The organism is Paraburkholderia sp. CI3 (assembly GCF_050436505.1).
Classification (GTDB): domain Bacteria; phylum Pseudomonadota; class Gammaproteobacteria; order Burkholderiales; family Burkholderiaceae; genus Paraburkholderia; species Paraburkholderia tuberum.
Genome location: NZ_JBNDMI010000001.1, coordinates 546561 through 571887 on the forward strand (window position 1 = coordinate 546561; position 25327 = coordinate 571887).

At 60.8% G+C, this 25327-nt stretch carries 16 protein-coding genes and 2 pseudogenes; 16 read left to right on the forward strand and 2 right to left on the reverse strand.

All coding sequences use genetic code 11. The features are described 5' to 3' along the window. Nucleotides 1-6 precede the first annotated feature (6 nt). The 4 genes from OKW29_RS02590 (at nt 7) to OKW29_RS02605 (ending at nt 5813) form a co-directional block, all read left to right on the forward strand. Complete coding sequence (locus tag OKW29_RS02590; RefSeq protein ID WP_429289833.1) at nt 7-1164, forward strand: PLP-dependent aminotransferase family protein; 1158 nt, start codon at nt 7-9, stop codon at nt 1162-1164. A gap of 310 nt (nt 1165-1474) precedes the next feature. Beyond that, on the forward strand, nt 1475-3061 hold the full coding sequence (locus OKW29_RS02595) for a cytochrome c peroxidase (protein ID WP_429289834.1): 1587 nt from the start codon (nt 1475-1477) through the stop codon (nt 3059-3061). A gap of 300 nt (nt 3062-3361) precedes the next feature. Further along, nucleotides 3362-4795: a DNA-binding protein gene (locus OKW29_RS02600; RefSeq protein WP_429289835.1), complete on the forward strand. Its 1434-nt coding sequence runs from the start codon at nt 3362-3364 to the stop codon at nt 4793-4795. After that, nucleotides 4752-5813, forward strand: a complete 1062-nt coding sequence (locus OKW29_RS02605; RefSeq protein ID WP_429289836.1) for a tyrosine-type recombinase/integrase — start codon at nt 4752-4754, stop codon at nt 5811-5813. The genes OKW29_RS02600 and OKW29_RS02605 overlap by 44 nt, the downstream gene beginning before the upstream one ends. A 478-nt stretch (nt 5814-6291) precedes the next feature. Here OKW29_RS02605 and OKW29_RS02610 read toward each other — a convergent pair whose 3' ends face one another. Beyond that, nucleotides 6292-7236 (reverse strand): LysR family transcriptional regulator, encoded by a 945-nt coding sequence (locus tag OKW29_RS02610; protein ID WP_429289837.1) that lies wholly within the window; start codon nt 7234-7236, stop codon nt 6292-6294. A 90-nt stretch (nt 7237-7326) separates the two neighbouring features. Between OKW29_RS02610 and OKW29_RS02615 the strand changes: the two genes are divergently transcribed. From OKW29_RS02615 to ggt, 4 genes are all read left to right on the forward strand, one after another. Beyond that, the gene (locus tag OKW29_RS02615; protein WP_429289838.1) at nt 7327-7875 is read left to right on the forward strand and encodes a DUF485 domain-containing protein; all 549 of its coding nucleotides are present in this window, start codon (nt 7327-7329) and stop codon (nt 7873-7875) included. Beyond that, entirely contained in the window at nt 7872-9464 is a 1593-nt protein-coding gene (locus OKW29_RS02620; RefSeq protein WP_429289839.1) for a sodium:solute symporter family transporter, read from the forward strand. Before OKW29_RS02615 ends, OKW29_RS02620 begins: the two co-directional genes overlap by 4 nt. Nucleotides 9465-9504: 40 nt before the next feature. Next, the gene (locus OKW29_RS02625) at nt 9505-10941 is read left to right on the forward strand and encodes a CoA transferase (RefSeq protein WP_429289840.1); all 1437 of its coding nucleotides are present in this window, start codon (nt 9505-9507) and stop codon (nt 10939-10941) included. A gap of 707 nt (nt 10942-11648) precedes the next feature. Then, nucleotides 11649-13382, forward strand: coding sequence for a gamma-glutamyltransferase (ggt, locus tag OKW29_RS02630; RefSeq protein WP_429289841.1), 1734 nt, complete (start codon nt 11649-11651; stop codon nt 13380-13382). 971 nt (nt 13383-14353) lie between these two features. Here ggt and OKW29_RS02635 read toward each other — a convergent pair. Continuing rightward, nucleotides 14354-14992, reverse strand: coding sequence for a TetR/AcrR family transcriptional regulator (locus tag OKW29_RS02635; RefSeq protein WP_429289842.1), 639 nt, complete (start codon nt 14990-14992; stop codon nt 14354-14356). A gap of 90 nt (nt 14993-15082) precedes the next feature. Between OKW29_RS02635 and OKW29_RS02640 the strand changes: the two genes are divergently transcribed. The 8 genes and pseudogenes from OKW29_RS02640 (at nt 15083) to OKW29_RS02675 (ending at nt 24641) form a co-directional block, all read left to right on the forward strand. Next, entirely contained in the window at nt 15083-16183 is a 1101-nt protein-coding gene (locus OKW29_RS02640; protein ID WP_429289843.1) for an NmrA family NAD(P)-binding protein, read from the forward strand. Between the two features lie 44 nt (nt 16184-16227). After that, nucleotides 16228-16824 (forward strand): hypothetical protein, encoded by a 597-nt coding sequence (locus OKW29_RS02645; protein ID WP_429289844.1) that lies wholly within the window; start codon nt 16228-16230, stop codon nt 16822-16824. 459 nt (nt 16825-17283) lie between these two features. Then, on the forward strand, nt 17284-17754 hold the full coding sequence (locus OKW29_RS02650) for a GNAT family N-acetyltransferase (protein WP_429289845.1): 471 nt from the start codon (nt 17284-17286) through the stop codon (nt 17752-17754). Nucleotides 17755-19699: 1945 nt separating this feature from the next. Next, nucleotides 19700-21196, forward strand: coding sequence for an ATP-dependent nuclease (locus tag OKW29_RS02655; RefSeq protein WP_429289846.1), 1497 nt, complete (start codon nt 19700-19702; stop codon nt 21194-21196). 294 nt (nt 21197-21490) lie between these two features. Beyond that, a complete protein-coding gene (locus OKW29_RS02660; protein WP_429289847.1) occupies nt 21491-21706 on the forward strand; it encodes a hypothetical protein in 216 nt (71 codons plus the stop codon). A gap of 235 nt (nt 21707-21941) precedes the next feature. Beyond that, nucleotides 21942-23070, forward strand: a pseudogene (locus OKW29_RS02665) (MFS transporter). Nucleotides 23071-23074: 4 nt separating this feature from the next. Further along, nucleotides 23075-23354: pseudogene (gene ssb, locus OKW29_RS02670) on the forward strand (single-stranded DNA-binding protein); the annotation flags it as partial. Nucleotides 23355-24368: 1014 nt separating this feature from the next. Continuing rightward, the gene (locus tag OKW29_RS02675) at nt 24369-24641 is read left to right on the forward strand and encodes a hypothetical protein (protein WP_429289848.1); all 273 of its coding nucleotides are present in this window, start codon (nt 24369-24371) and stop codon (nt 24639-24641) included. Nucleotides 24642-25327 lie beyond the last annotated feature (686 nt).

Here is a 25327-nt window from a genome sequence, read left to right on the forward strand (position 1 = left end):
CCAGTCATGTCGATGCGCAGTCGCACTTCGCTCAGTTATGGGATATTCGACTACACCTCAGGCAAGGACACAGTCAACTTCGCCTATGGGCTTCCCGATCCTTTGACGTTCGCCCGCCTGCAATGGCCGGACCCGCTTACCGTCGAGACCGGCGTCAGCATCTCCGACGTACCGCAGTACACCGACGCCTATGGCCTTCCCGAACTGCGCGGACAGCTTGGCCAAAGGTACCGGATGGCGCGTGGCAATGTCATTCTGACGAACGGCGCTTCACAAGCCCTGCAACTGCTCGCCGATGCTTTTATCGACCCAGGAGACGTCGTGCTGACCGAGGACCCATCCTATCTCGGCGCGTTGCGCATTTTCTCTATTGCGGGGGCGACGGTGGTTCAAGTAGGTGCGGATTCCTCGGGTGTCGACCTCGATCTGCTCGAACAAGCATTGCTGCACGCAAAGGGGCGAGCCAAGTTGTACTACACCACTCCGGCGTTCCACAATCCGACTGGACGATACTTTGCACACCGGCATATGGTCGAGGTGGAGGCTCTACTGTCCCGCAACGGCGTGGGGCTGGTGCAGGATCTGGTTTATAGCGAGTTGCCCTATGATGGCGCGTCACCCGAGATTCTGCAGGCGGGTGGCAACATCATCAATGTGCATAGCTTCTCCAAAATCTCAGGCCCCGGGCTTCGCGTAGGCTGGGTGCTGGCCGAGCCGGAAATTGTCGACCGCCTAGCCCACCTGAAATGCGATGGAGGTGTGAGTCCCATTGTCAGCAATATGGCGCTCGCCTTATTGCAGTCGTCGTCTTTGGACGCTCACGTCGAACACCTAAGGACGCACTACCGGAGCAAGCGCGACGCAATGCATAGGCTGTTACAGGCCTGCCGATTCTGCAAACCGGATTACGAGATTCCGAGTGGTGGATTTTCGTTCTGGGTCTCGCTTGCCGAAGGCGTCGATTCCGCCGAATTGGTCGGCGAGGTGCGCCGGAAGCACAATGTGAAACTCGTCGAAGGAAAGCACCATGGACCGAGCGGTGCAGCCCGCGTACGCTTAAGCTTCAGTTATCTCCAGCCGCGTTTGATCGAGCGCGGCTTGGCTCAGATAGACGATGCGCATGCGAGCCTTCTGACATCGACGCGCTTGAAGCGGCGTGGCTAGAGAATGCCAAGTACTACGGATAGTCGGTGCGAGATGTACAAGCGTAGGCCGAGCGAAGACATCCACTGCGCCGCCCTCTACCGAAAACAACTCGACGAACGCTTTTCGGCATGGCACTACGTCACTGATTTCGCTCAGGATCCGTTTGTTATATAGGCAGACACCCCCCCTTCGCGCGTGTCTCGGAACCAGTCAATTCCTGTGCGTTCTGTACGATCAGCAGGTCATCGCTCTGCAGCCGATATCAACATCAAGACCTACCCGATGTAAACGGTATGGGATTCCGACCAAAATCGAAACAGGAGAGCAAGTGAAGAAACTGCTGATCGTGTCGATCGCCGTCGTGCTGATAGGCTATCTCTGCATCAGCGGTATCGCGTACATACACGACAAGGACTATGCGGAAAGAGCGGCCGTGAGACTGGCCGCGTCCCCACAAGCGTCCGGCATCCGCGAAGTGTTGGATCGAAACGCGTGCTATTACTGCCACTCGACAAAAACTGTCCTGCCCAACTATGCCGCGCTACCGGGTATTCGTCAGCTAGCCGAGCACGACATACAGACGGGCCTCGCCTACTTCCGCATCGACAGCCTGTACGCGGCGCTCGAAAGTGGGGTACCGGCCCCCGAATCCGATCTTGCAAAGCTGGAAACCGTTGTGAACGAACGCAGCATGCCACCAAAGCTGTTCCGCTTCGTACACTGGACCACCGGCTTGAGCGCCGACGATCAACGCGCGTTTCTCGACTGGATCGCGTCACAGCGACACAGCGCATATGCGACGCCCGGCGTTGCACCAGAGTTCGCTAACGAGCCGGTACAACCGTTGCCACATTCGTTGCCGACTGACGCGGGCAAAGTCGCGCTCGGGAAGCAGCTTTTCAACGATGTCAGACTATCGGTGGACAACACGATATCGTGTGCGAGCTGCCACAAGCTAGCGATCGGCGGCGTAGATGGAAACAAAGTTTCGTCCGGTGTGGGTGGCCAGTTGGGTGCGATCAACGCACCGACAGTGTTCAACTCGGCACTCAACCGCAAGCAGTTCTGGGACGGTCGCGCCGCCACGCTGCAGGAACAGGCCGGCGGCCCACCGCTGAATCCGGTCGAAATGGCGTCCACGTCATGGAGTGAGATCATCGATAAGCTGAAACAGGACTCATCGCTGACGCAACAGTTCTTGCGGGTGTACCGGCACGGTTGGTCAGGCGAGAACATCACAGACGCGATCGCCGAATATGAGACGACACTGCTAACGCCGAGTCGCTTCGATGCTTACCTGCGCGGCGACAGGGATGTGCTGAATAGCGAGGAACTGCGCGGCTACCAGTTATTCAAGGCAAACCATTGCGCGACCTGCCACGTTGGCAAGAATCTGGGCGGGCAGTCGTTCGAACGGATGGGCCTCGCGGCCGACTACTTCGCCGCGCGGGGCTACGCGCGCACCGACGCGGACAACGGCCGCGCCAACTTTACGAAAGATCCGCTCGATCGCCATGCGTTCAAGACGCCGACGCTGCGCAACGTTGAGCTGACCGCGCCCTATTTCCACGACGGTAGCCGCATCGATCTGCGCGAAGCTGTACGTGACATGGCGACATATCAGGTCGGCAAACAATTGGCGGAATCGGACATTGACGCAATCGTCGCGTTCCTGAGGACGCTAACGGGTACGCTTCCTTTCCATGCCATGACCATCTCTCGCCAGACCGCCTCGCCCTGCCGAGGCCGCCGCGTGCCCGTCGATACAGTCTCTCCCGTGGTGTTCTCCAACGCATTGCTCCGTCGTTACGATGGCTACACCTTCGCACCGCGCGTACGTGCGTTCAAGACGGGATGCGCTGACGGATACGGTGCGAGTTCGTGGAGTCCGCACGGGCAAGCTGCCGGCTCCTGAAGGTCCGTACGAAGTAGCTTACTCACTAATAAAGTGCCCGGAAGTGGGTCCCATCCCGCAGGGTTTAACCCTGCTTCGATGTCTGCCCAGGCGTCAGGGTGACCAATCGTCGGCCGCGGTTTCGGGCGTCGGATGAAGTTGCGCGCTGGCCGCGATAAGGGCATTTATCGCGGCAGCCGTGTTTTTAACCACGCGAAGAAGGGTTGTCTTGCGTCAGGCCTGTGCGTAATCGATACTGGAAAGCCCGTCCCTGCGCCGCGTGCGGCGTCTTCGCCCGTCGCCTGGCGCTGGAGTGTCGCCATGGCCCGCCCCGCCGCTGTCACCCCGGATGCGATCCGCACCACCGTCCTCGCGATGCTCGCCGAGGCCGGTGCCCCCGCCCCCGCCTCCGACGCCCGCTTCCGCCGGATCGTGTCGGTCCGCAGGCTGCGCTCGCGCCTCGGCGCCGGCGATCCCGCGACGCTGTCACGGCACCTCAATGTGATCGAGGCGGAACTCGTGCAGGCGGGACTGACCGGCTTCGCGGTGCCCGACGTGCCGCCCGGGATCGCCGCGCAGATGCGCGCGCTGTGGGAAGCCGCGGTCGCCACCCAGCTCGACGGCATCGTGCAGTTGCGATGCGAAACGGAAGCCCGGGTGGAAGCCTCTACCGAGGCGCAGCGCAACGCCGGGCTGAAGGTCGAACTGCTGCGGGTTGAACTCACCGACGTGCGTAGCCAGCTCAGTGCACGCGACGCGGAGCTGGCGGTCGGCCGCGCCGGATTCGAGGCGGCAGAAAAACGGTCCGCCGCCGCCGGGGACGCCGTGGCCACGCTGCGCGCCCAGCTTGAGGCCGTGGAAGCCGCGGCAGCCGAATCCGGGCGCCAGCACATCAGCGAACTGGCCACCGAACGCGCACGCTACGACGGCCTCTCAAAGCAGTTGCTGCGGGAAACCGCGCACCAGCGCGAGACGTTTGTCATCGAACGGCAGCGCCTGGAGGGCGAACTCGCCCGGGCGGCCGAACGCGTGAGCGCGCTGGAGGCCCTGCGCGAGCGGCTGCTGACCGAACTGGCGGAACAGCGCCACGCGCACCAGCAGGCCGCGGCCGAAGCGGCCGCGCTGACGGTGGTGGTCGAGCAGCAACGCCAGACGCTGGCCCTGGTGGGCAGCGCGGCCGCGAAAGGGACCTCCACAGTCGCCCGCCGCCCCGCGCGCCCTGCCGTGAAAACTGCTCAGCTGGCCACGCCGCCGGCCACGCCAGTCCAAAGCCGGCCTCGGCGAGGAGAACGCGATGAACCCGTCCGACTGGCTCGATACCGGCTGCCGGCCGCCGCGGCGTCTGCCCGCCTCCGTCGACGCCGCACTCGAATACCTGGCCCACGTGCTCGGCCACCCCTGTATACCCGCTGGACGCTCGCGGCGCTCAAACGCGGCTGCCCGTCGCTGGCCGACGCGAAGGCGAACACCCCGCCGTGTTCGCGCTGCTGCTCGGGCACGACGCCGCCATCGAGTACTGGGAGCGCGGGCGCCTGCGGGTCGTACCGGAATCCGCGGCCCCCTCGGCCGCCACCGTGCTCGAGCGCGTCCTGCGACAGCACCGGCGGCGCTTCCGCCTGGCCGCATCTGACGATGTGCCCGACGGCACGCAGGTGGCCACCGCCGCCATCACGGAGAATGCCGCCCTGTTGCCTGCTGGCATCGAGGCGGCGTGGCTGGCCCGCGCCGGACGTTTCGCGAATCTGGTGGCGCTGACGAACACGCTGGGATCGCCGATGACGCGCAGGCGGCGAAACTGTTCCTGCGGGAGCGCGCCTCGCACTCCCCGCACACCCTGCGCGCCTACCTGTCCGAACTGCGGCGCCTCGCCGCCTGGTGCACACGCGAGAGACTCGGCCCCTTCTCGGATCTCACCCGGCAGGACCTGATCGCGTACCGTGACGCGCTGCAGGCGCCCCGGCATGACGCGGCAGGCCCCGTCACGCGTGCGGCGCCGGCGAGCGTGTCACGCGCGCTCGCCGCGATCTCGAGCCTGTTCGCCTGGTGGCAGCGCACCGGCTATCTGACCGTCAATCCGGCCGAGGGCCTCGCTGCCGGGCGCCGCGCGCGCCTGACCTGGACCCCGGTGCGGTTCCTGCCGGCCGCCGCGCTCGCCCACTGCGATGCCGTCGCCGCCGGTGACGCGCCGGCCGGGGTCCCGCCGGTTCTCTGGATGCGGCGTCGCGCGATCTGGACGCTTTACCGCTATGGTGGCGTGCGGCTCGCGGAACTCGTCTGGCATGAGGAACAGGCGCTGCCGCACGTTGACGTCGACGAGGCCCGGCAGTGGACGCTGCACGTGCTCGGCAAGGGCCAACGGCTGCGCACGATCCCGCTACCCAGCGCCTGCCTGCCCGCGCTGCGGGCGTACCGGCGCGCCGTGGGACTGCCACCCGATCCACCTGCGGAAGAGCGCCTGCCGCTGATCCACAGCGAGCGCGGCCGGGCACTCGGCGCGAGTGGACTGTACGACGAGGTCCGGGCTGTGTTTGCGCTGGTCGCGACCCGCGTGCCGCAGGAGGACAGCGCGATGCGCGCGGCGCTGGAGCGGGCCTCCACGCACTGGCTGCGGCACGGCTATGCGCGCACGCTGGTGGTCGATCACGGCGTGCCGCTGCCGGTCGCCCAGGCGCTGCTAGGGCACGCGTCGGTGCAGACCACAGCGGCCTATGCGCGCACGGGACAAGCCGAGGCGCGCGCGTTTGTGGAGGGGAGTTTTCCGGACAACGATTAACCCGTCGCGGAAATAACGGAAATACATCTTGATTGCCAGCTCGACCAAGGCTCATCGCTGATCGACTTCCCTACTTCCGCTCGTGACCGTTCTTCGGCCATTCCCGACATTCAGGTATCGCATCTGTCAGGCAGCTACGAGTCGCTTTGCCGACATCGCACTTCGGCGGCGGCGAGCATCTGCTGCCACTGCAACCGAATGCGTACTTGCGACCCTTTGCCGCCGGTGGCCCTGTTGCAGTTCCGAGGGTCGGTATCTGAGCGGAGCGGTCGTTCGAACGACACAGCCTCATTGATTGCGGACGGCGTTCCCAGCCGAATCTGGGAGCTCGTCCGCGTCGCCGATGGATCCGGTTCTCAAGCCGGCGTAGAGGATTGACGTAGCACACGGCCATCTATCGGAAGCACGAGTTGCCGGTCAGTGCACCGGCGCGCTCAAGGGAATGCGCGAGGCGCAGACGACCTTGGGTAAACCACAACTACGGTGCCGATGTTGCTTCCGCCTGACCGTCTTGCTGGCCAATGTTGTCGTCGGTTGAGCGGAAGCGCGCGCGTAGTTTTTCTGCGAAGCAGTTCAATGCAAGTGACACCGCCACGTCGCGCCGCCTCACAAGCAGTGTTTGCGCCTGGCCTTCGTCGTCTGTCAACGCGTGTACCGCGAGCTTGCCATCCTTCGCCAATGGCGCGACCACAGATCGCGGCAAAAGGCTGATCGCAATTCCGGCACGGACGCAGCCGAGTAGGCCGTCGAGCGTGCCCAGCTCCATGCGCCTAATGCTCGTGATGCCGCGCCGGATCAGCAAACGCTCGAGGCGCTCCCGATAGGCGCAGCCATGTCGGAATATCGCAATTTTTGCGTCGCCGCGGAACTCAGCCCATGCGGGTCGGCAGCCGTCCTGCGAATGTCTTATCCACGGGGCCGTGACGACAACGAGTTCTTCGCTCAATACCGGTTCCGCCAACAGATCGATGTGATCGACAGGTGCGCACACCAGCGCCGCTTCGAGACGCCGCTCAAGCACATCCTCGCTTAGGCTCTGCGATGTTCCGGTGCCAAAGGAAATGTCCACGCGAGGATATTCTGTCGCGTATTCGACAAGGACTTCGGGCAAGCGCACGGCCGCCGTGGTTTCCATCGATCCGATGCGCAGCACGCCTCCGGGGACCGAGTTGCTGGCAATTGAACGCTTCGCCTCCGCCATCATGTGATCAATCTGGCTCGCATACGGCAGCAATTGCGCGCCTGCTGGCGTCAGCGTAACGCCACGTCCGTGCCGGTGAAATAGCGACACAGAGAGTTCTTCTTCAAGGCGCCGGATGCGCTGCGTGACATTGGACTGCACGGTATCGAGGAACAGCGCCGCCTTGGTGATGCTACCCATGCGCGCCACCGCCGTGAAATAAATCAGATCGCCCGAATCCATACGTCGTCCTCAGTTGCTGCAACACGTTTGCGCTGCGAAGGCTTATGTGGGGCAACATGCGTGCCACACGCGGGTTTTTCGAAAATCGCAATGGGCGCCGCACTGCCATGGCACATCGGCGCGCCAAATCGAAGCACACATTGGCGCCGGACTGCATTCATGGTGCACGAAAGCCATGCATTACGAGGGTCGCGCATGCTCGTTGAGCGCATGCCGAACCTTCCAATCCCGCTTTCAGGTGAAAACTTCTGCGCGCCATCATCGAACGGAATGTCTCGTATCTCGATGGGTGAACGCTCACTCAAGCGGCATATGCCGTGCATAAAAACACACGTTCCTTCATTCAACCCGATATCTGACACGATCATGGAAAAACGCAGCTTATCCAGCATCGCCGTATCGACTTCCGACCAGGGCGAGCACACGCGGCTCGGCATCGTCCTGACCGCGATTCAGGTGATCGTCTTCTTCTCGTTCGTCTCGCTATGCACGTTTCATCCAGCGCTTCTGCAACAGGATGCGCTCGGTATCGGCGTGCCTCTGTCGTTTCTCGCGGGACTCTCGGTGATCGCGTGCGGGATCGTTTTGACCGCCATCTATGTCGCCGTATCGAACCGTCTTTCGGAGCGTGCCACGTGACTCGTTATCTCATCCCTCTCATGCTGATGTCGCTCGCCTCCCCCGCAATGGCCGTCGATGCGCACGCACCGGCGGCAAGCGGCGTATCGATCGCCCTGTTTCTCGTCATCATCGCCATCACGCTCGGGATTACGTGGTGGGCCGCGCGGCGCACGCGCTCGGCGAGCGACTACTACACCGCAGGCGGCCAGATCACCGGTTTCCAGAACGGTCTGGCGATAGCCGGCGATGCAATGTCCGCCGGCGCGCTGCTCGGTCTCACGGCGCTCGTTTTCTCCAAGGGTTTCGATGGTCTCGTCTATGCAGTCGGCTATACGACGGGCATGCCGATCGTCGTTTTTCTGATGGCGAGTCGCATGCGCAAGATGGGCCGCTTCACGTTCATCGACGTCGTCGGCGCGCGTCTCGACAGCCCGTCGATCCGTATCTTCTCGGCGTGCGCGTCGCTCATCATCGTTCTGTTTTATCTGGTCGCCCAGATGGTGGGGGCGGGTCAGCTCATCGAGGTATTGTTCGGCATCGACTATCTGTATGCCGTGTTGCTGGTTGGCGCCTTGATGGTGCTCTATGTCGCCTTCGGCGGCATGATGGCCACGACGTGGGTGCAGATCGTCAAGGCCGTGCTGATGATTTCCGCCTGCGCACTGCTGTGCGTACTCGTGCTGAATCAGACCGGCTTCAGCTACGGTGCACTGCTCGCGGATGCCGTCAGCGTGCACACGTCGGGCTCCGGGATTCTCGCGCCGACGTCGTTCGCGAAGCAGCCGCTCAACGCGTTTTCGCTCGGGATTGCGCTGATGCTTGGCACGGCCGGTCTGCCGCACGTGCTGATGCGCTTCTTCACGGTGCCGGACGCACGCGCCGCGCGCAGTTCGGTGCTGTGGGCCACCATCCTGATGAACTGCTTTTACGCGATGATTTTCATCATCGGCTTCGGTGCGCTGTATCTGCTGCGCAAGAATCCACAATTCTTTGACGCGCACGGCGCGCTGTTCGGCGGCGGCAATACGGCGGCGCTGCATCTTGCCTACCTTCTTGGCGGCAACGCGCTGTTCGGTTTTCTCGCCGCTGTCGCCTTTGCGACGATTCTCGCGGTCGTGGCGGGCCTTACCTTATCGGGCGCGGCGGCCGTCAGCCACGACATCTACGGCAGTCTGATGCGCAGCCGCCGTCACGGCGGGCTCGACGAACGCACGGAAATGACCGTCATGAAAATCGCCGTCGTGCTGATCGGTGCGCTCGCGGTCGTGCTGAGCCTCGCGTTCAGAACTCAGAACATTGCGTACATGATCAGCCTCGCGTTTTCGATCTCGTGTTCGTCGACGTTCCCGGTGCTGATCCTCGCGATCTACTGGAAGCGCTTCACGACGCTCGGCGCGTTGTGCGGCGGCGGAGTGGGACTCGCTGCCTCGCTGCTGATGACGATTCTCGGCCCATCGATCTGGGTCACGGTACTCGGCCACGCCGCGGCCGCCGTCTCCATCGATCCGCCCGCAATCATCACCGTGCCGCTGGCGTTCGCGGTAAGTATCGTCGTATCGCTGCTGGAACGAAGTCTGGTGCGTGCCCCCGTCAGCAAGCTTTCGTGAAATCACGACAACACCGTCCTAACCGAACAAGGCAGACAAAATGAGTACCAGCAAGAACAACGCATTCACTGAACTGATGACGATACGCGGCGGCCTGCCGCCCGGCGCGGACGAAGTTGAGATCACCGGCGCGGATCCCATGTACGTGTCGCCGTTCAAACTGGGCGAAACTTGCGCAGGCGCGCTGGCCGCACGAGGCGTCGCCGCCAACGATCTCTGGGAATTGCGCACGGGTCACCGTCAGAAAATCAGCATCGACGTTCGCGCGGCGGCGGCGACATCGCGCTATGGTGGCGACATGACCTTGCGCCGCAACGAGCACGGCGAGTACCAACCCATTCCCTACTCCGAGGCGATGAAGCACATGGTGTCGCTCACGCAGCCGTGGCAGGCGCGCGACGGACGCTGGGTATTGCCGCACACGAATCTGCCGCATCTCGAACGACGCGTGCTCGATGTGCTCGACAGCCACAGCACGGTCGATTCGGTCCGCAAGGGCGTCGCGCGCTGGAACTCGGACGCGCTCGAAGACGCCATCGCCGAGGCGCAGGCGTGTGCAGGCAAGGTGCGCACGCCTGAAGAGTGGCTCGCGCATCCGCACGGCGCGTATCTGGCGAGCCGCCCAGTCGTCGAAATCACGAAACTCGCCGACGGCGAACCCGAGCCGCTGCCCCCCGGCACCCGCCCTTTATCAGGTATCCGCGTGCTCGACCTCACGCGCATCCTCGCCGGGCCGACTGCGGCGCTCGGCATGGCTGAACACGGCGCCGACGTATTGATGGTCACTGCACCGCATCTGCCTCAGGTGGCCTCTTTCGTGCGCGACACGAGTCACGGAAAACGTAGCTGCTTTCTCGACATGGATCGTGCAGGTGAAGCCGAACGTCTGCGCGAACTGGTGAGCGAGGCCGACGTGCTGATCGACGGATATCGTCCGAACCGGTTGGCGGCGCATGGTTTTGGAGTCGACGAACTCGTCAAGCTGCGACCGGGCCTGATCCATGTCTCGGTCAATTGCTATGGCTCGGGCGGCCCGTTCGCGGATCGCGCGGGCTGGGACCAGGTCGCGCAGGCTGTCACCGGCATGTGCCACACGCAGGGACACGCGACGGGCGCGGGTCAACCGCAACTGACGCCGGTTTTCACTTGCGATTTTCTGACAGGTTTCCTCGCCACATTCGGCGCGATGATCGCGCTAGCGCGGCGCGTACGCGAAGGTGGAACATATCGTGTGCAGGTGTCTCTGTGCCAGTCCGCGATGCTGCTCCAGCGGCAAGGCTTGCTCGAAGATTTTCGCGATGCCGCCGGCAGCCTGACGTCTGCCGAATTTGAGGCGCTGGCGGTGTGCGATGACGATACGGTTTATGGTGATCTGAAGACGCTGGGGCCGGTTTTACGCATGTCGGAAACGCCATGCACCTGGCTCGGCACCACGCCTGAGCCTGGGAGTAGCAAGGCGGACTGGCTGCGGCGCTGAGAGCGTGTTGCGTTGATGAGTGTCGCCGTTGAGCGCGATGACGGAATCAAGCCTCGAGGCGACCGAGACGGATTGCGCTTCGTAGTCATCCAGCTTACCAGGCGCCAATGACCGATCTCGCCCTGGTGCTGCCCTCCGTTGGCGTTCTAAGGGCCGGTATTAGAGGCGGTCGTCGGAACGGCACCGTCCCAGCGGTGGGGAACGGCGCATTTTGGCCGACTGTACTCATTCACAGAAGGCGCCCGAAAGCAGCCGCCGAAGATTTCAACGGCTGCTCTACAGTACCTTCATTGAACTGACGCTGTCGGCCATCAAGAGACGTTCGTTCGGCCGGCGACCGAGACGCTTCAAAGGCGGCTCCGCACTTGAAACCGGCCACTCAGCCGCACGGCTCCGATGTCGGCCGATCGGCCCAAACGCACAGCGCATTTCGTGCGGGTAAAGGCTAAAAGCGCCGATCCCCCGAAATATCTAGTGAACTGCATATTTCGGGCGTTGGGCGGAAATAGCCATCGTGAAACCGGGGAACCGGCGATCGGCGAAGTGGCCTCGCAAGGGCTAACGCAACTCACCTCGGCATGGAGCATCTGGTGCACCGCAGCATGCGCCACAACCGTGCTGTGGCTTCGCAAATCGCCAGTCGGCATGTTATAAGCCCAAGGCAGTGTTTTCACCATCATGTGGGAAATTGTCATGGAGGCTATCCGATGAGATTGTTCCGCAACAACAAATCGTCCGTGAGCGGACTTGCGCTGGTCGCACTCGTATCTGTTTCAAGCTGTTTTCTGGAAGCGACACCGGCCTTTGCGAAGGCGCCTGCAAAAGCGCAACCGGCCGTTCTCACCGCATCGGCGATCGCGGTTGCAGACAGGTACAGCGCCGATGCTGCGGAGCAAATTTTCAAGGAAGGCGGCAACGCCGTCGATGCGGCAGTCGCGATCGCCTTCACGCTTGCCGTAACGTATCCGGAAGCGGGCAATATCGGCGGTGGCGGTTTCATGACGCTGTATGTCGACGGCAAACCGTACTTCCTCGACTACCGTGAGCGTGCACCGCTGGCAGCGACGAAGAACATGTATCTCGATGACAAGGGCGAAGTCATCAAAGGGATGAGCCTGTTCGGCTATCACGCTGTCGGCGTGCCAGGCACCGTCGACGGAATGTGGCAAGCGCAACGCCGCTTCGGCAAGCTCAAATGGAAGCAGGTGCTCGCGCCGGCGATTCACTATGCACGCGACGGCTTTGAAGTCAGCCAGCAATTGCAGGATCGTCGCGACGAGGCGGCAAAAGACTTCGCCGGCAAGACCAATTTCGACACCTACTTCGGCAATCTGAAGCAGGGCGTCAACTTCAAGCAACCCGATCTCGCCGCGGTGCTCACGCGTATTTCGGATCAAGGCGCGAAAGACTTCTACAGCGGTAAGACGGCTGATCTGATCGCGGCTTCCATGCGCGGTCACGGTCTGATTACGAAGACCGATCTGCAGCAGTACAAGGCAGTGTGGCGTCAGCCGATTCAGGCCGACTGGAACGGTTATCGCGTCTACACTGCACCGCCGCCGAGCTCGGGCGGTATCGGTCTCGTGCAACTGCTGAAGATGAAGGCCGATATTGCACCTGACTTCAAGGACGTCACGCTCAATTCCGCGCAATACGTGCACCTGATCGCGGAAATTGAGAAACGCGTGTTCGCCGATCGCGCGCAGTATCTCGGCGATCCGGACTTCTACAAGGTGCCGGTCGCGCAACTGACCGACGACGCGTACATTGCCAAGCGTGCGGCCGAAGTCAATCCGACCACACCGTCCGATACGAAGAGCGTGCAGCCGGGCCTCGGCACGTCGATGCCGGAGAAAGCGGAAACCACGCACTTCTCGGTGATCGACAAGTGGGGTAACGCGGTGTCGAACACGTACACGATCAACGGCTATTTCGGCTCGGGCGTGGTGGCGGACCGTACCGGCATCGTGCTGAACGACGAGATGGACGACTTCTCCGCGAAGCCGGGCGTTGCCAATATGTTCGGTGTGGTGGGTAGCGACGCGAATTCGATCGAACCAAAGAAGCGCCCGTTGTCGTCGATGAGCCCGACCATCCTGACCAAGGACGGCAAGGTGTCGCTCGTGATCGGCACGCCGGGCGGTTCGCGCATCTTCACGTCGATCTTCCAGGTGATCACCAACATTTACGACTTCAACATGCCGTTGCCGGAAGCCGTGGCCGCCATGCGCTTCCATCACCAGTTGCTGCCGCCGAACACGATCTTCTGGGAGCCGTACAAGCCGATCGAAGGCGAACTCGCCAAGCAGATCGAAGCCAAGGGCTACACGCTGAAGGGGCAGGATTTCAGTGGCGACATCCAAGCAATCAAGGTCAACGCCGATACGCCGGAAGCCGCTGCCGATCCGCGTGGACGAGGTGTGACGCGGGTGATTCAGTGAGCGTTTGAAGTAGCTTTAGCGGCGCGGATTGCAAAACGGAGCGCCAAAAAAAAGAACGCGGGCATTGCGCGAGTCACGCGCGATGCCCGTTTTATTCGCCGACGCAGACCGGTCGTCCCTGTCGATCGGAGAATGGTGGCTCATACCACATTTATAACCTGCCATCGAAGCGCCTCCGGTTCGCGAAGCGGACTGGCCGATAACCACGCCCGGGTCGATACCAGGTCCCCCTTCGGCCGCCCTGCTCGTGTGTGTCGAAGGCTAAAAGCGCCCATCCCCCGAAAAGTGAAAATCACATCGTCGAACGCGCGAAGGGCGATCGCGAAGCGCCTATATAGCCTCGTCGGCAGCTGTGCGGTAGTGTCGGGCACGGAATCGCGGTTATTCCGTAGAGTAATACCCCCCGAACTGTGAACGCAGCGGTAAGTGCGCTGGCCGGTGGGCTTGGACATCCCACGGCAGCAACTGCGGCCTAGCCTTCTGCGGCGTAGGTCGCGGAGCACTCCCAATCGCCATCTCCGTGCGAAACTCTCTCAACTCGGAGGTGCAGACGACCAGGATGGCGGACAAGGGCTGTTGGCCAACTTGACCGCTCGAATGACCGTTCTCAGCCAGCAAGCCGTCGTAAGGTCGCACCAGCTCGAAGGGCAGCTGTGGGTCGAGAGTACGCATTTGGCACTCGCCAGACCTGTCATTCGCGACCGCCCATCTGCGAATGTCGGGAAAGCGGCAGGTAGCTGCCTGACAGATGCCGATACTCGAATGACGGCTCTGGCCGACATCCATGCTTTGAGCATCGGGCGGGTTTCCTTAAGGTTTATTCGACGCCTGCCGACATGCGCGGAGGCAGGCACATTCCTGCGGCCGATCGCAGGCATCGAATAAACCTTAACGCCCAGCAGTCGTCGGCCAGGAACTGTCACTCAAGCTCGCCTCGCGGGTTTCTCGATAGCTGGCGGGGCATCGCAGCGCTACGGGAGCGGATGAAGTTGAAGAAAAACAGCTGTGGCGTTGCGGGCACGTGCCGCGACCTCGCGTGAGTTCGGCCGCTGGGCGACGCCAAGCAGCAGGCTGACCATCAAATTACCCCACAGCAACCCGCTGAACTGTTCGGCAAGTTCGGCAGGACGGCCATTGAGAAGTCCGGACGCCTGAGCCCGGGCCATGATTTGACGCAAGGCGGCACGACTTGTCTCGCGCCCTGCCGAGTCGAGCGCTTGCGCCACCTCGGGCGCGTGGACCGCCTCTGCGATCGCCAGTCGGAAGACCGCAATGACCGTTGGATCGGTGATCTCGCGGACGAGCTGCGTCCCTAGGGAAGTCAGTACGTTCGCGAGTGTCTCTCGGTCGTGCGGCACGGGCAAGTCAGCGGGTACCTGCAGTCTTGTGGCGCGCGCGCTGATGCACGCGACTAGCATTTCCTTCTTGTTGCCCACCAGCGCATACAGTTCTCGTTTCGAAACCCGCGCACGCGTGGCGATCTCAAGCGTGCTGGTCGCCGCGTAGCCACTCGCCATGAACGACGCGAAGGCTGCATCGAGAATGCGCGCGCACACCTCAGTTTCGTCGCGGCCTTCCTGGCGGTCCTTTGACAGCGATACCGTGGTCATCGTCATCTCTCTTGACATTCGGTACCGCATAGTACCATACTGGAACAACCATCTGGTACTGATGAGTACCGCGACTGCTCGGAGGCGATCATGCTTAAGCCAAGGATCCTCGTAACCGGTGCGACCGGGAAGACAGGCAGCGTCGTCGTTGCCGAACTGCTGAAGGCCGGCTATCCCGTACGCGCCATGGTGCACCGGAAAGATGGCCGCAGCGTGCGGCTGAAAGCGCAGGGGGCCGAGATAGCGGTTGCCGACATGAGTGATGTCGAGCGCGTCGCCGACGCGCTAAAAGACGTTCAGCGCGCCTACTTTTGTCCGCCTTTCGATCCCTACATGATTCAGGGCGCTGTCGCGTTCGCCGTCGCCGCCAGGGAATCCGGGCTCGAACACATCGTCAGCCTGACCCAGTGGCTGTCGAGTCCCTCGCATCCCGCCCTCATGACCCGACAACTCTGGCTCGTCGATCAGCTGTTCTCGATGACGCCGGGAATCGCGCATACGATCGTGAGGCCGGGCTTCTTCGCTGACGCCTATCTCGCATTGACCGGATTTGCTGCACACCTCGGAGCATTTCCCTGGATCTTTGGCGATAGCCGTAACGCGCCACCGTCCAACGAGGATATCGCGCGAGTCGCCGTCGCGGCCCTGATGGATCCTGCGCGGCATGCCGGGAAGCGCTACCGCCCCACTGGGCCGGAGCTCCTTGGCGCGGAGGACATGGCCAAGGCGATCGGCCGGGCCGTCCGACGATCGGTCAAGGTTGTGCCAATGCCGATCTGGCTATTCATGAAGGCCGCCCGGATGGGCGGCTTGCCGATCGACCTGATCAGCGGCGTTCGCTACTACATTGACGATCACAAACGCGGGGCTTTTGAGCTGGGCGCTCCGACCACGGACGTCCCCGATGTGACCGGTCAGCCAGCCGAGGACTTCGAGACGATCGCGCGTCGCTACGCGGCGCATCCAGGCAACCGGCGGACGCCTGGCAATTGGCTTCGCCAGTTCGCGCAGTTCGTGATCGCCCCGCTCAGCCCCGGTTTCGATCTCGAGCGCTACGACCGTGAACTACGCCGTCCGTTCCCGTCAGAACCGCAGTTTGCCCCTGAGTCCAAGGTCTGGCTGCGCGAGCATACCCTGGCTCACACGGAGCGAGGCGCTGTGACCGCAGAGCTACGCACGCTGCGCGTTTAAGTTCTCACGGTCGATCGCGGGAATTCGAACCAAAGGAGAGACTCATGCTGCCCCAGCTCTGGTTTTTCGTTAGCATCGCATTCAGCTTCAGCACGTGGGGAATCTTCACCAGGCGATACGTCTGGCCAAAACTCCGCCTCCTGCGACCGGTCGATGCGCTGCGGCCTCTTCTCATCCTGCACAGCTTCCGCTTCATTGGGTTGGCATTCCTTGTCCCAGGCGTCGTGTCGCCCGATCTGCCGTCTGCCTTTGCGTATTGCGCCGCCTATGGGGATCTCGTTGCGGCGACACTCGCGTCGCTATCACTGGTATTGCTGCCACGCGGGGCTGGCATTGTGGTCGCCTGGATCTTCAACTGGTGGGGCCTCGCAGATCTCCTGAACGCGTTCTATCAGGCCAATGATGCCGGGCTCGTGGCGGGGCAGTTGGGCGCGACGTACTTCATTCCGACTCTCGTTGTACCACTACTGCTGATCACGCACGGACTCATCTTCCGAATTCTTCTGCAACATCAAAATCAGCCCGCAATGCGGGAAAGCCGGCAACCCGGCGAAGGGCTCTCAAGTGGAGGACCCACGATCGATGCAACGACCTCCACAGAGCCCCAATCGGTCGGTGCGGCTACCCGGCTAACGAGGTGAGGCACAATCCGCCCAGGAGCGGACATCGCGGCTCCGGTAGCAACATACCGCATAGTGAGCTGTCAGGATCACATTTCGAAGGGTCGGTACGACACGGGCGACTCTCTCGAATGGTGTTGAGTCGGTAGATGGTGGACCAGACGTCTTCGCGCAAAGCCGATCGGCCTCGGTCTCCGCGGAGTGAGTTCTGTGTCGGCAGCAGCGAATCATGGTTTGTAGCGACGACTACATCAGTGTCTGCAGCTGTCTCAATCGATGTCCACTAAGAGCAGAGCAACCTGAAGGCTCTGAGTCGACTGCAGCGGTTCGTCGCGGGGCCTGGCAGGCCTGTGCAGATCGTTATCCCAGCCGTCCGTTGCACATTACGCATCCATCGACACTCGCGGCTTCTACCGATTGATGCCAATCCCTTGCATCCGATATTCTGGCTAAGACCTGCTATCGCGATCGGCGGTTGTGATGAATCTGGATTATCGGCAGGCTGTACCTGAAGACTCGGAATGGCTATTTGACACGTATCGGCGAACGATGAAAGTCTTCGTGACCTCAGCGTATGGCTGGGACGACGACTTGCAACAGGCTGGGTTTGCCAAAAGCCTTCGCCAAGGCTCTTGTCAAATAGTTACATGGGAAGGCAACCAATGCGGATTTGTGCACTGGGACGTCGAACCCGATCTCGTATGGCTGCGGATGCTTTGTGTCGTGCCGGAAATGCAAAACAGGTCAGTTGGCCGTGCAGCGATTGCCAAGGTGATGTCGTTGTCCAGTCACTTACAAAAACCACTGTACTTGAATGTTTTCGTATGCAACCGAGTTGCCTATGACTGGTACAGCAGAATCGGTTTTATCGAAATCGAAAACGATGGCAAGGTCTCCACATTAGTACTTGCTCCTTCGTCTTCGCCGGCCCCTCGGGAACGGCATGCGTAGTCTTCCAGGCATCGCGTTCCCATCGCGAACTTCCGGGTTCGTTGAGGCTCGTTCGACGCCTGCCGGCATGCGCCGAACCACCCTCAACGCTTCCTGACCTCCGGACCGGCACAAAGCTGCCATTCAAACTAATCGCGGGCCGGAGGCCAGTAAAGCACACCATAGCCGCCGTTGCCCGGTGGTCGCACCAGCGGCTGCTATGGCCAAGCTACTTCCATCGGGCGTTCGGTAGGTTAAAAGTGAACCGGCCATTGGAATGACGGCAGTCTGTGTTGCACGAACGTCAACTATTGGCCGGCAGTACGCGTTCACACCACCAACCGGAAAGCCGCCGTTGAGGATTCCAACGTCGGCTCTGTAAAATGTTCATCGAACTGGAGCTATCGGCCATCAAGGGACTTTCGATTGAAGGGTGGCTCGGACATTGAGACGGCAACTCCACTCCGAAAGCAGTCACCAGAGCGCGGAAAGTTCGCGACGCAAATCGATGAAACGGTCAAGGTTTGCCTTTTGAAGCACCGACACTGTTGCATTGCCGCAAGAAACCTCGGTCCATTCTTTACAGCGTGTTGGGTGGCGAACACACCCAAACGTTGGAATCGGGCAAACATATGGGAAGACGGGATGACGGGGTATTAAGCGAGCCGTCGAATAAATAACATAAAACAGACCATGTTGGAAAAAAATGTTCAAAATAATGATTCCAGTAGTGTTGTCGCTTTCCGCGCTCGCTAGCGGATGCACAATGACTGCCACCGATACCGTAAATGCGAGCAACTTTAGGCTTTGCAAAGTCTATTACGCTGCACCTCTTAACGTGAACTATCACAGCCCGGTTCTAAAAGCAGAATTGGACAGGCGATTTGGAGCTAATGCACTTTCCGTTTGCCAGCAATTGATAGCGGAAGACAATGCGACGGCTTTGGGTTTACTCCTGGTAGGAGCGGCTGCTATGGCACCTCGATCCGCACCGGTCTATTACGTGCCGCAACGGGCCGAAGCGCCGATAGCCGTTACCGCGCCATCGGCCGCGCCACCGCCACCTGCTCGAACGTCCGTCAATTGCAACTCCAACGTGCTCGGCAACGCCGTATATACGCATTGCCAGTGAATTTGCGGTAGCACCGTTTTGAAGCGGCCCGAACCAGAGGTAGAGAATGGACTTCGACTCGGATGTCATCGCTTGCATCGCCGATGCTTCCGGTCATCGCGTCGGCGAACCGCTGTCATCGGCCGGGATGCCGGATAGCCCTTACTGAAAACCAACGCTCGTATTGATTCGATAGTGCTCTGGCCGAGCCACAGTTCCAGCCGATCTCGATTTTATGCGCACGTCGGTGAACGACCGTTTTGCCTTGTTCACGGCCCCCCGTTGTCGCTGGTAACGCTTGTCGGTGTAGAGAACAACAATTGGGAAGACCAGGGACAGCGAAACGCGAAGACCTTGATGCAGATCCTCGGCGGCAACGCAATCCAGCCTTGAGCGCCATCAGCCAGCAGCCGGCCAACTAGCGCCGTTCGAGGCCGATAGTCAACGGACGCTCGAACGTCTCTTCTGCCTTCGAATGCTCTCCTGTGACGAGTGAAGAGCGGCGAAGGGTCGCCTCTGTTTCATAGCAATCTAGAACAGCAGGCAAGGTGGCGCACACCAAAGGGCAGAACGTAAGTGGCAAACAACCCGCTCCTGGATCAGCGTTATGCCCGTTGCATAGCGCTCCGACGAGGACAAATGTTGCACTCGCTCGTCGGGCGCCGGTCGGCACAGGAAGTGCCATTCGGCCATGGCGTAGTTCGGCCACTCGGACGTCTGGTGTGCCCATGCAAGAGTGCCGATGACTTGCTGCTGGCATCTGTCAGACTGACGGCCCGCTGACCCGGCTGGCGAAGGAGATAAGCTGGTAGTATGCGCCGGTGTTTGAAGCGATAAAACAAAAATGGTGAACTGATGGCCGTACGAATCACAATCGAAAACCTGCGACACATCCGTCGCTTAGAATTCTCGATTCCGAACACCGGGGTGTGGCTTTTGACCGGGGCCAACGGAACTGGGAAAACGTCTTTGCTGGCATGCCTTCGGCGGATAGGCTACAGCAACGCCTTTCCGACGCATTTTCCTGCATCGCAGAAGTCGGACAGGCTTGATTCCTTCGACGGCTCATCCGTCCGATATGACGTCAATGGCGCGGCTGTGACCTATCGGTACCGCGGCGAGCGCTGGGTTCCGCTACCGAAGGCAAATAGCAAACTACTGAGTCAGGCCGGATTTCCTTCCGTACGTTACATAGCTGCCGACGCAACGCGCATCGAGCCCAACAAGGACGACTTTCAGCCAAGGAGAGTGCGGCCTGCGCACGGGGACATCATTGCTGCCGCGAACAGGATATTCGACACTGGCAAGTTCAATGCTCTCAAAACCATCAATCTTCGGACTGGAGTCGGTAGCGACGCGTTTTTGCTGGAGCTTCCGGCCGTGCCCGGACGAAATGCACGGCATTACATTTCAGAAAAGAATTTGAGTCTCGGAGAGCTCTGTATCCTGAAACTGCTGCGTCTACTGAAAGATTGCCCTCGCGGTTCGCTCGTATTGATCGACGAGCTGGAGCTTGCGCTCCATCCGATGGCTCAAGTGACGCTTCTCCGCTATCTTGATGACATCGCGACTGAAAAGGCTCTAACGATTATCGTATCGACTCATTCCGCGACACTCATTAAGCAGGCTAACGCTAGCCGACTACTACTTCTACAAGAAGACGCGGCTGGAAATATCGTTTGCCAAGATAAGTGCTTCCCCTCCCTCGTGTTGGGCGCACTTGCGTACCGCGAAGAAACTGCTGCCGACGTGATCGTCTATGTCGAAGACGAAGCTGCACAAGTGCTCGTAGAACAATTTGCGTTCAGGTTCATGCAGCACGTTTATCAGAACAATCAGTTGGCCCCGAGCATACAGGTCATTCCCGTTGGTGGAATGACGAACGTCTTGCGATTTTTTGTTCGTCAGCGCCCTTTGCTTCCTGCTATTACCCGTTGCTATGTAATGTTGGACGCTGATGCTGAACAGAGCCTCGACGCAGCGCGAGCAGAGGACATCGTTCGGATCAGAGATAGGGAGAGGGGTGCGATTTCATATCTGCCCGTTACGCCGGAAGTGGGCTTGGCGACTTTTCTGCACGGCAGCATACGGGACGTCCAGGATGCCCTCCGCACGCACTATAGGCTTCAGATTGCTGTGGTTCAACAAGATGTGGGCGCGTTGCCCGCGCCGGATGACCGTGACGCATGCAAGACGCTGGTTGGCCGGGTATGCGATGTTATTGCAGAGCAGCTTCCGAACGTCAGTTCGTCCGATGTGAAAGATACACTTCTCAAATTGCTGGCTGGCCATCTTTACGAGAACGAACGGGCTAGGATCATGCGGCTCATGGGGCCGATCATTCGAGGTTAGGCCTATTAGCTGCGAGCAAAGTATGGGACCGCGAAGACATACGGTGTCTGAGCGGCTTCTGTACACTGGAAACAACCGTTGATTCGCTCAGGTCTGGTTGGCCGAAACGGGTCGTCTGCTGTCCTCCGCTGTCGCCCCCGCCGTTCAGCCCCGAGGAGAACTTCCGGTGAAAGCCGATGAATTTCTCGCTCGGTTGCGGCGCACGGCAGCCGTGGTCGACGAGTGCACCGCGCGCGCCACGCGCTGACTGACTATCACTCGCTCACTGTGCGCTCCGACGGCGAGGAATGGACATTGGACTTCGCCAGCGAAATCGACGGCCCGACAGAAGCGATGGAGCTGCGCGGCATCGATACGAGCCAGGGACTGCCCGCACCAATGCGGCGCGGTAACGACAATGACGCATTTGTTGCCTACTATGCAACGCTCCTTGGCAATCGCCCGCCCGGCACTCTGGCCGAGCTAGACGACTGCATGGTCGCGTATTGGGACGCGAAGGCCCCGTATTAGCGTTCCCGTGGGAGCACAGCAGCGGAACGGTCGACGAGGAACTCAGCCTGGACGAGTACATCTGGGACGAATGGCAATCGACGTTCGAGCGATGGCTGGCGCCGCCGGTCTTTCGTTAAAGGCGGGAAATTTTGCCTTGGCTCGCCCGCGCGGCGCCGCGACAACGGGGTAGCTGAAGGGGCCGCCGCTGGCATGTCGCGCGACCGTGTCGCTCGCCGTCATCTTCGCGCTGCGTATGCTGGGTCTGTTCATGATCATGCCGGTGTTCTCGATCTACGCGAAGACAATCCCCGGCGGCGAAAACGTACTGCTCGTCGGCATCGCGCTTGGCGCCTACGGCGTTACGCAGTCGATGCTCTACATCTTCTACGGCTGGATTTCCGACAAGGTCGGCCGCAAGCCGGTGATCGCGACGGGCCTCTTGATCTTCGCGCTCGGCAGCTTCGTCGCGGCGGCCGCGCACGACATGACCTGGATCATCGTCGGCCGGGTGATTCAGGGGATGGGCGCGGTGTCGTCGGCGGTGATCGCTTTCATCGCCGATCTGACCGCGGAGGAACATCGCACGAAGGCGATGGCGATGGTCGGCGGCAGCATCGGCGTGTCCTTCGCGGTCGCGATCGTCGGCGCGCCGATCGTGTTCCACTGGCTCGGCATGAGCGGGCTGTTCACGCTGGTCGGCGTGTTCGCGATCCTCGCGATCGGCGTCGTGCTGTGGGTCGTGCCCGATGCGCCGAAGCCGGTGCATGTGCGCGCGCCGTTCGCCGAAGTGCTGCACAACGTCGAGCTGCTGCGTTTGAATTTCGGCGTACTCGTGCTGCACGCGACGCAAACCGCGCTGTTCCTCGTCGTGCCGCGCATTCTCGAAGCCGGCGGGCTGCCGGTCGCTTCACACTGGAAGGTGTATCTGCCGGTGATGGGGCTGTCGTTCGTGATGATGGTGCCGGCAATCATCGCCGCCGAGAAGCGCGGCAAGATGAAGATCGTGCTGCTGTCGGCGATCGCTCTTATCCTGATCGGCCAGTTGTTATTGGGCGTTGCTCCGCATACGATTCTGAGTGTGGAACGGCGATCTGTTCGTGTACTTTCTCGGCTTCAATATTCTCGAGGCCTCGCAGCCTTCGCTGGTGTCGAAGCTCGCGCCCGGTACCCGCAAGGGGGCTGCGGCCGGCGTGTACAACACCACGCAGTCGATCGGTCTTGCGCTGGGCGGAATGGTCGGCGGCTGGCTGCTGAAGGTGAACGGCCAGAGCGCGGTTTTCTTCGCCTGCTCCGGGCTGGTATTTTGCTGGCTTATAATCGCTGCAAAGATGAAACAGCCGCCGCGCAAGGGGAAAACCGCTGGCTCAAGACGTGTACTGTGAATTGCTGCGCCGCCCGCAACGGAGTGAACAAGACAAACCCGCCGCATCCGTGAACAAGGTCATTCTCGCCGGCAACTTCGAAGCCAATCCCGAAGTGGGCTCTCTTCCGGGGCGGCAAGGCAGTGGTGAACATCCGCCTTGCGACGACCGACCGCTACAAGGACAAGGCGTCGGGCAAGATGAAGGAAGCCACCGAGTGGCACCGCGTCGCGTTCTTCGGCCGCCTCGCGGAAATCGTGGCGGAATATCTGAAGAAGGGCTCGCCGGTGTATCTGGAGGGCAAAAGTCTGCGAATTCGAGCCACCGCTGGTCCGCTGTGTCTCCGTCCCGCTGGCTCACCACCGGGACCGCGGCTGACATGTGCCGTAGCCTTCGAAAACAATGGCTGGAGCAGGTAATCTGTCGATTGAGCACAGTTGGCGCTCAAATGGAAACGGCGCCGTTGTCAGCGCCGTTTCGAATGGGGAAGGGACTCCGCCCAGGTCCGTGCAAAGATTCGGGCGGGTCCCTTCGGATCACGAACCCACCTTATGGAGGGCACATGACTTCAGCAAACTGGGGGTATTGGCTGCTTGCAGCCAATTACTTCTGCACTTGCTTGGTCTATGTCGCGTTCGCGATGTATCACTGACGCTACGCCGGAAGCGATATAGCAGAGGCTATCCGCAACAAGCATAGCATGTTTCGCCAGCTTAACCTAGCGCGCGGCCTGTCCCTCGCCCGCCAGCCTCCCTGGCTGACGGTGCGAGGCTCTTTTCGCGTCGGCGACAAATTTCCTTTATGGTTTTTGAGCATGATTGCGCAGCAAAATGCGCATCGCCTCGTCTACCGTCGAACGCAGGATGTTCTCGCCAGGTTGGGGCAAAGGCGGCAAACGAACGACTCAGGCTGTACGCGACGCGCCTTGGCAGACGATTTTCTGTAGCGAACGACCGCCACTTGAGAACGGCCAATGAAGGTGCCCCGTCCCGGACGGCGACAAAGGGTCGTCTCCCTGTCCTCCGCTGTAGCAGGTAACGATTGTCGGTGTAGAGAACAACAATTGGGAGGACCAGGGGCAGCGCAACGCGAAGACTCTGATGCAGATCCTCTGTGGCGACGCAATCCAGCCTTGAACGCCAGCAGGCAGCAGTCGGGCCACAAGCGGCCTGCGGCCAACCCACGATGAATGTCTCTTGATAACGGAAGCCCCGCCGTTTGACGACGGTGTATAGAAAGCTTCAGCGACGCCGCAAGCGCGCCGTTATACGATAGGTACCAGTCGAAACTTCGACGGCATTTAACAAAACGGACGAATCATGGACAATCAAGAGAGCGAATTTCTGACGATCGGCCCGAACAGCATCAAGAAACGGCAAATCCGGGAGATTACCGTAAAGAAAATCACCATGGTGGAAGAAGTACTAAAAGGCGGCCCGCTCATGATTCCGCTGAGGCTTGTTCTACGTAAGCTGAAGCCCGCCGACGGCGACCCATTTGAAGTCAATATACTCACCAACCACAACGAAAAATACAATTTTCGCGTGAAAGAAGAGACGGCGGAACGCATTAAACGTGAAATGAAGATTTAGTGCCCTCTGCATGCGGTTCTACGACGGCGCCCCCTCCTCCGAGTGGTGCGCCCGTTATCACGAGCAGGAACGGTCCAGCCAAAGCTCATGAACCCGTGGAGAGATCAGTGCCAGCATTCTTGTTCGTAGCAATCGTTTTGGCCTTCCTGTCGTTTAGCAACAGGAACGTTGCGCGATACCTTCTTGGCAGCGTAGCGAAGAGCGCCTTAACGGTTATTGTTATTCTGGCGACGATAATCCTTGGCGTCATTGTCCTAAGCCGCTTACAGGCACTGTGATCTATACATTCATTGTTACCGACGCTGTTTGTGAACGCTGCGCCTCACTGCGTCGTTGTCGTGCCTGGCACGGGGTGGGCGTCCGGTCTTGTGGCCCCACACCAGTACGCTTCGATCGCGCTAACGGGCCGAAATGGGGTCGCGTGGTGCCGATCGCAGCCTGCCAGGTCGAAGCTGCGTATGCAAACCGCATGAGTCGGCACCCGGCCACTTCCGGCCGTTGAGGGAGGCTTGTTCTCTGCCATTCGAATGTCCGCCTCACGGCCGCCAACGGTCGTTCGAACGTTGGCGGCCGCAAGCCTTGCGTACAAGGGTGCCGCCAGCCGGTCGGTCAACCAAGACTTTGGTGGTAAAGCCTTTGAAGAAGGAGTAGTTTCCAGGTGGGCCGCTCCGACGCTCCGTTTTTCG

Bases quoted from the DNA above. Each gene is read 5' to 3' on its own strand.
- OKW29_RS02590 (WP_429289833.1), top strand. From the start codon at position 7: ATGTCGATGCGCAGTCGCACTTCGCTCAGTTATGGGATATTCGACTAC.
- OKW29_RS02600 (WP_429289835.1), top strand. From the start codon at position 3,362: ATGGCCCGCCCCGCCGCTGTCACCCCGGATGCGATCCGCACCACCGTC.
- OKW29_RS02610 (WP_429289837.1), bottom strand. From the start codon at position 7,236: ATGGATTCGGGCGATCTGATTTATTTCACGGCGGTGGCGCGCATGGGT.
- OKW29_RS02615 (WP_429289838.1), top strand. From the start codon at position 7,327: ATGGGCGCCGCACTGCCATGGCACATCGGCGCGCCAAATCGAAGCACA.
- OKW29_RS02625 (WP_429289840.1), top strand. From the start codon at position 9,505: ATGAGTACCAGCAAGAACAACGCATTCACTGAACTGATGACGATACGC.
- ggt (WP_429289841.1), top strand. From the start codon at position 11,649: ATGAGATTGTTCCGCAACAACAAATCGTCCGTGAGCGGACTTGCGCTG.
- OKW29_RS02635 (WP_429289842.1), bottom strand. From the start codon at position 14,992: ATGACCACGGTATCGCTGTCAAAGGACCGCCAGGAAGGCCGCGACGAA.
- OKW29_RS02640 (WP_429289843.1), top strand. From the start codon at position 15,083: ATGCTTAAGCCAAGGATCCTCGTAACCGGTGCGACCGGGAAGACAGGC.
- OKW29_RS02645 (WP_429289844.1), top strand. From the start codon at position 16,228: ATGCTGCCCCAGCTCTGGTTTTTCGTTAGCATCGCATTCAGCTTCAGC.
- OKW29_RS02650 (WP_429289845.1), top strand. From the start codon at position 17,284: ATGAATCTGGATTATCGGCAGGCTGTACCTGAAGACTCGGAATGGCTA.
- OKW29_RS02655 (WP_429289846.1), top strand. From the start codon at position 19,700: ATGGCCGTACGAATCACAATCGAAAACCTGCGACACATCCGTCGCTTA.
- OKW29_RS02675 (WP_429289848.1), top strand. From the start codon at position 24,369: ATGGACAATCAAGAGAGCGAATTTCTGACGATCGGCCCGAACAGCATC.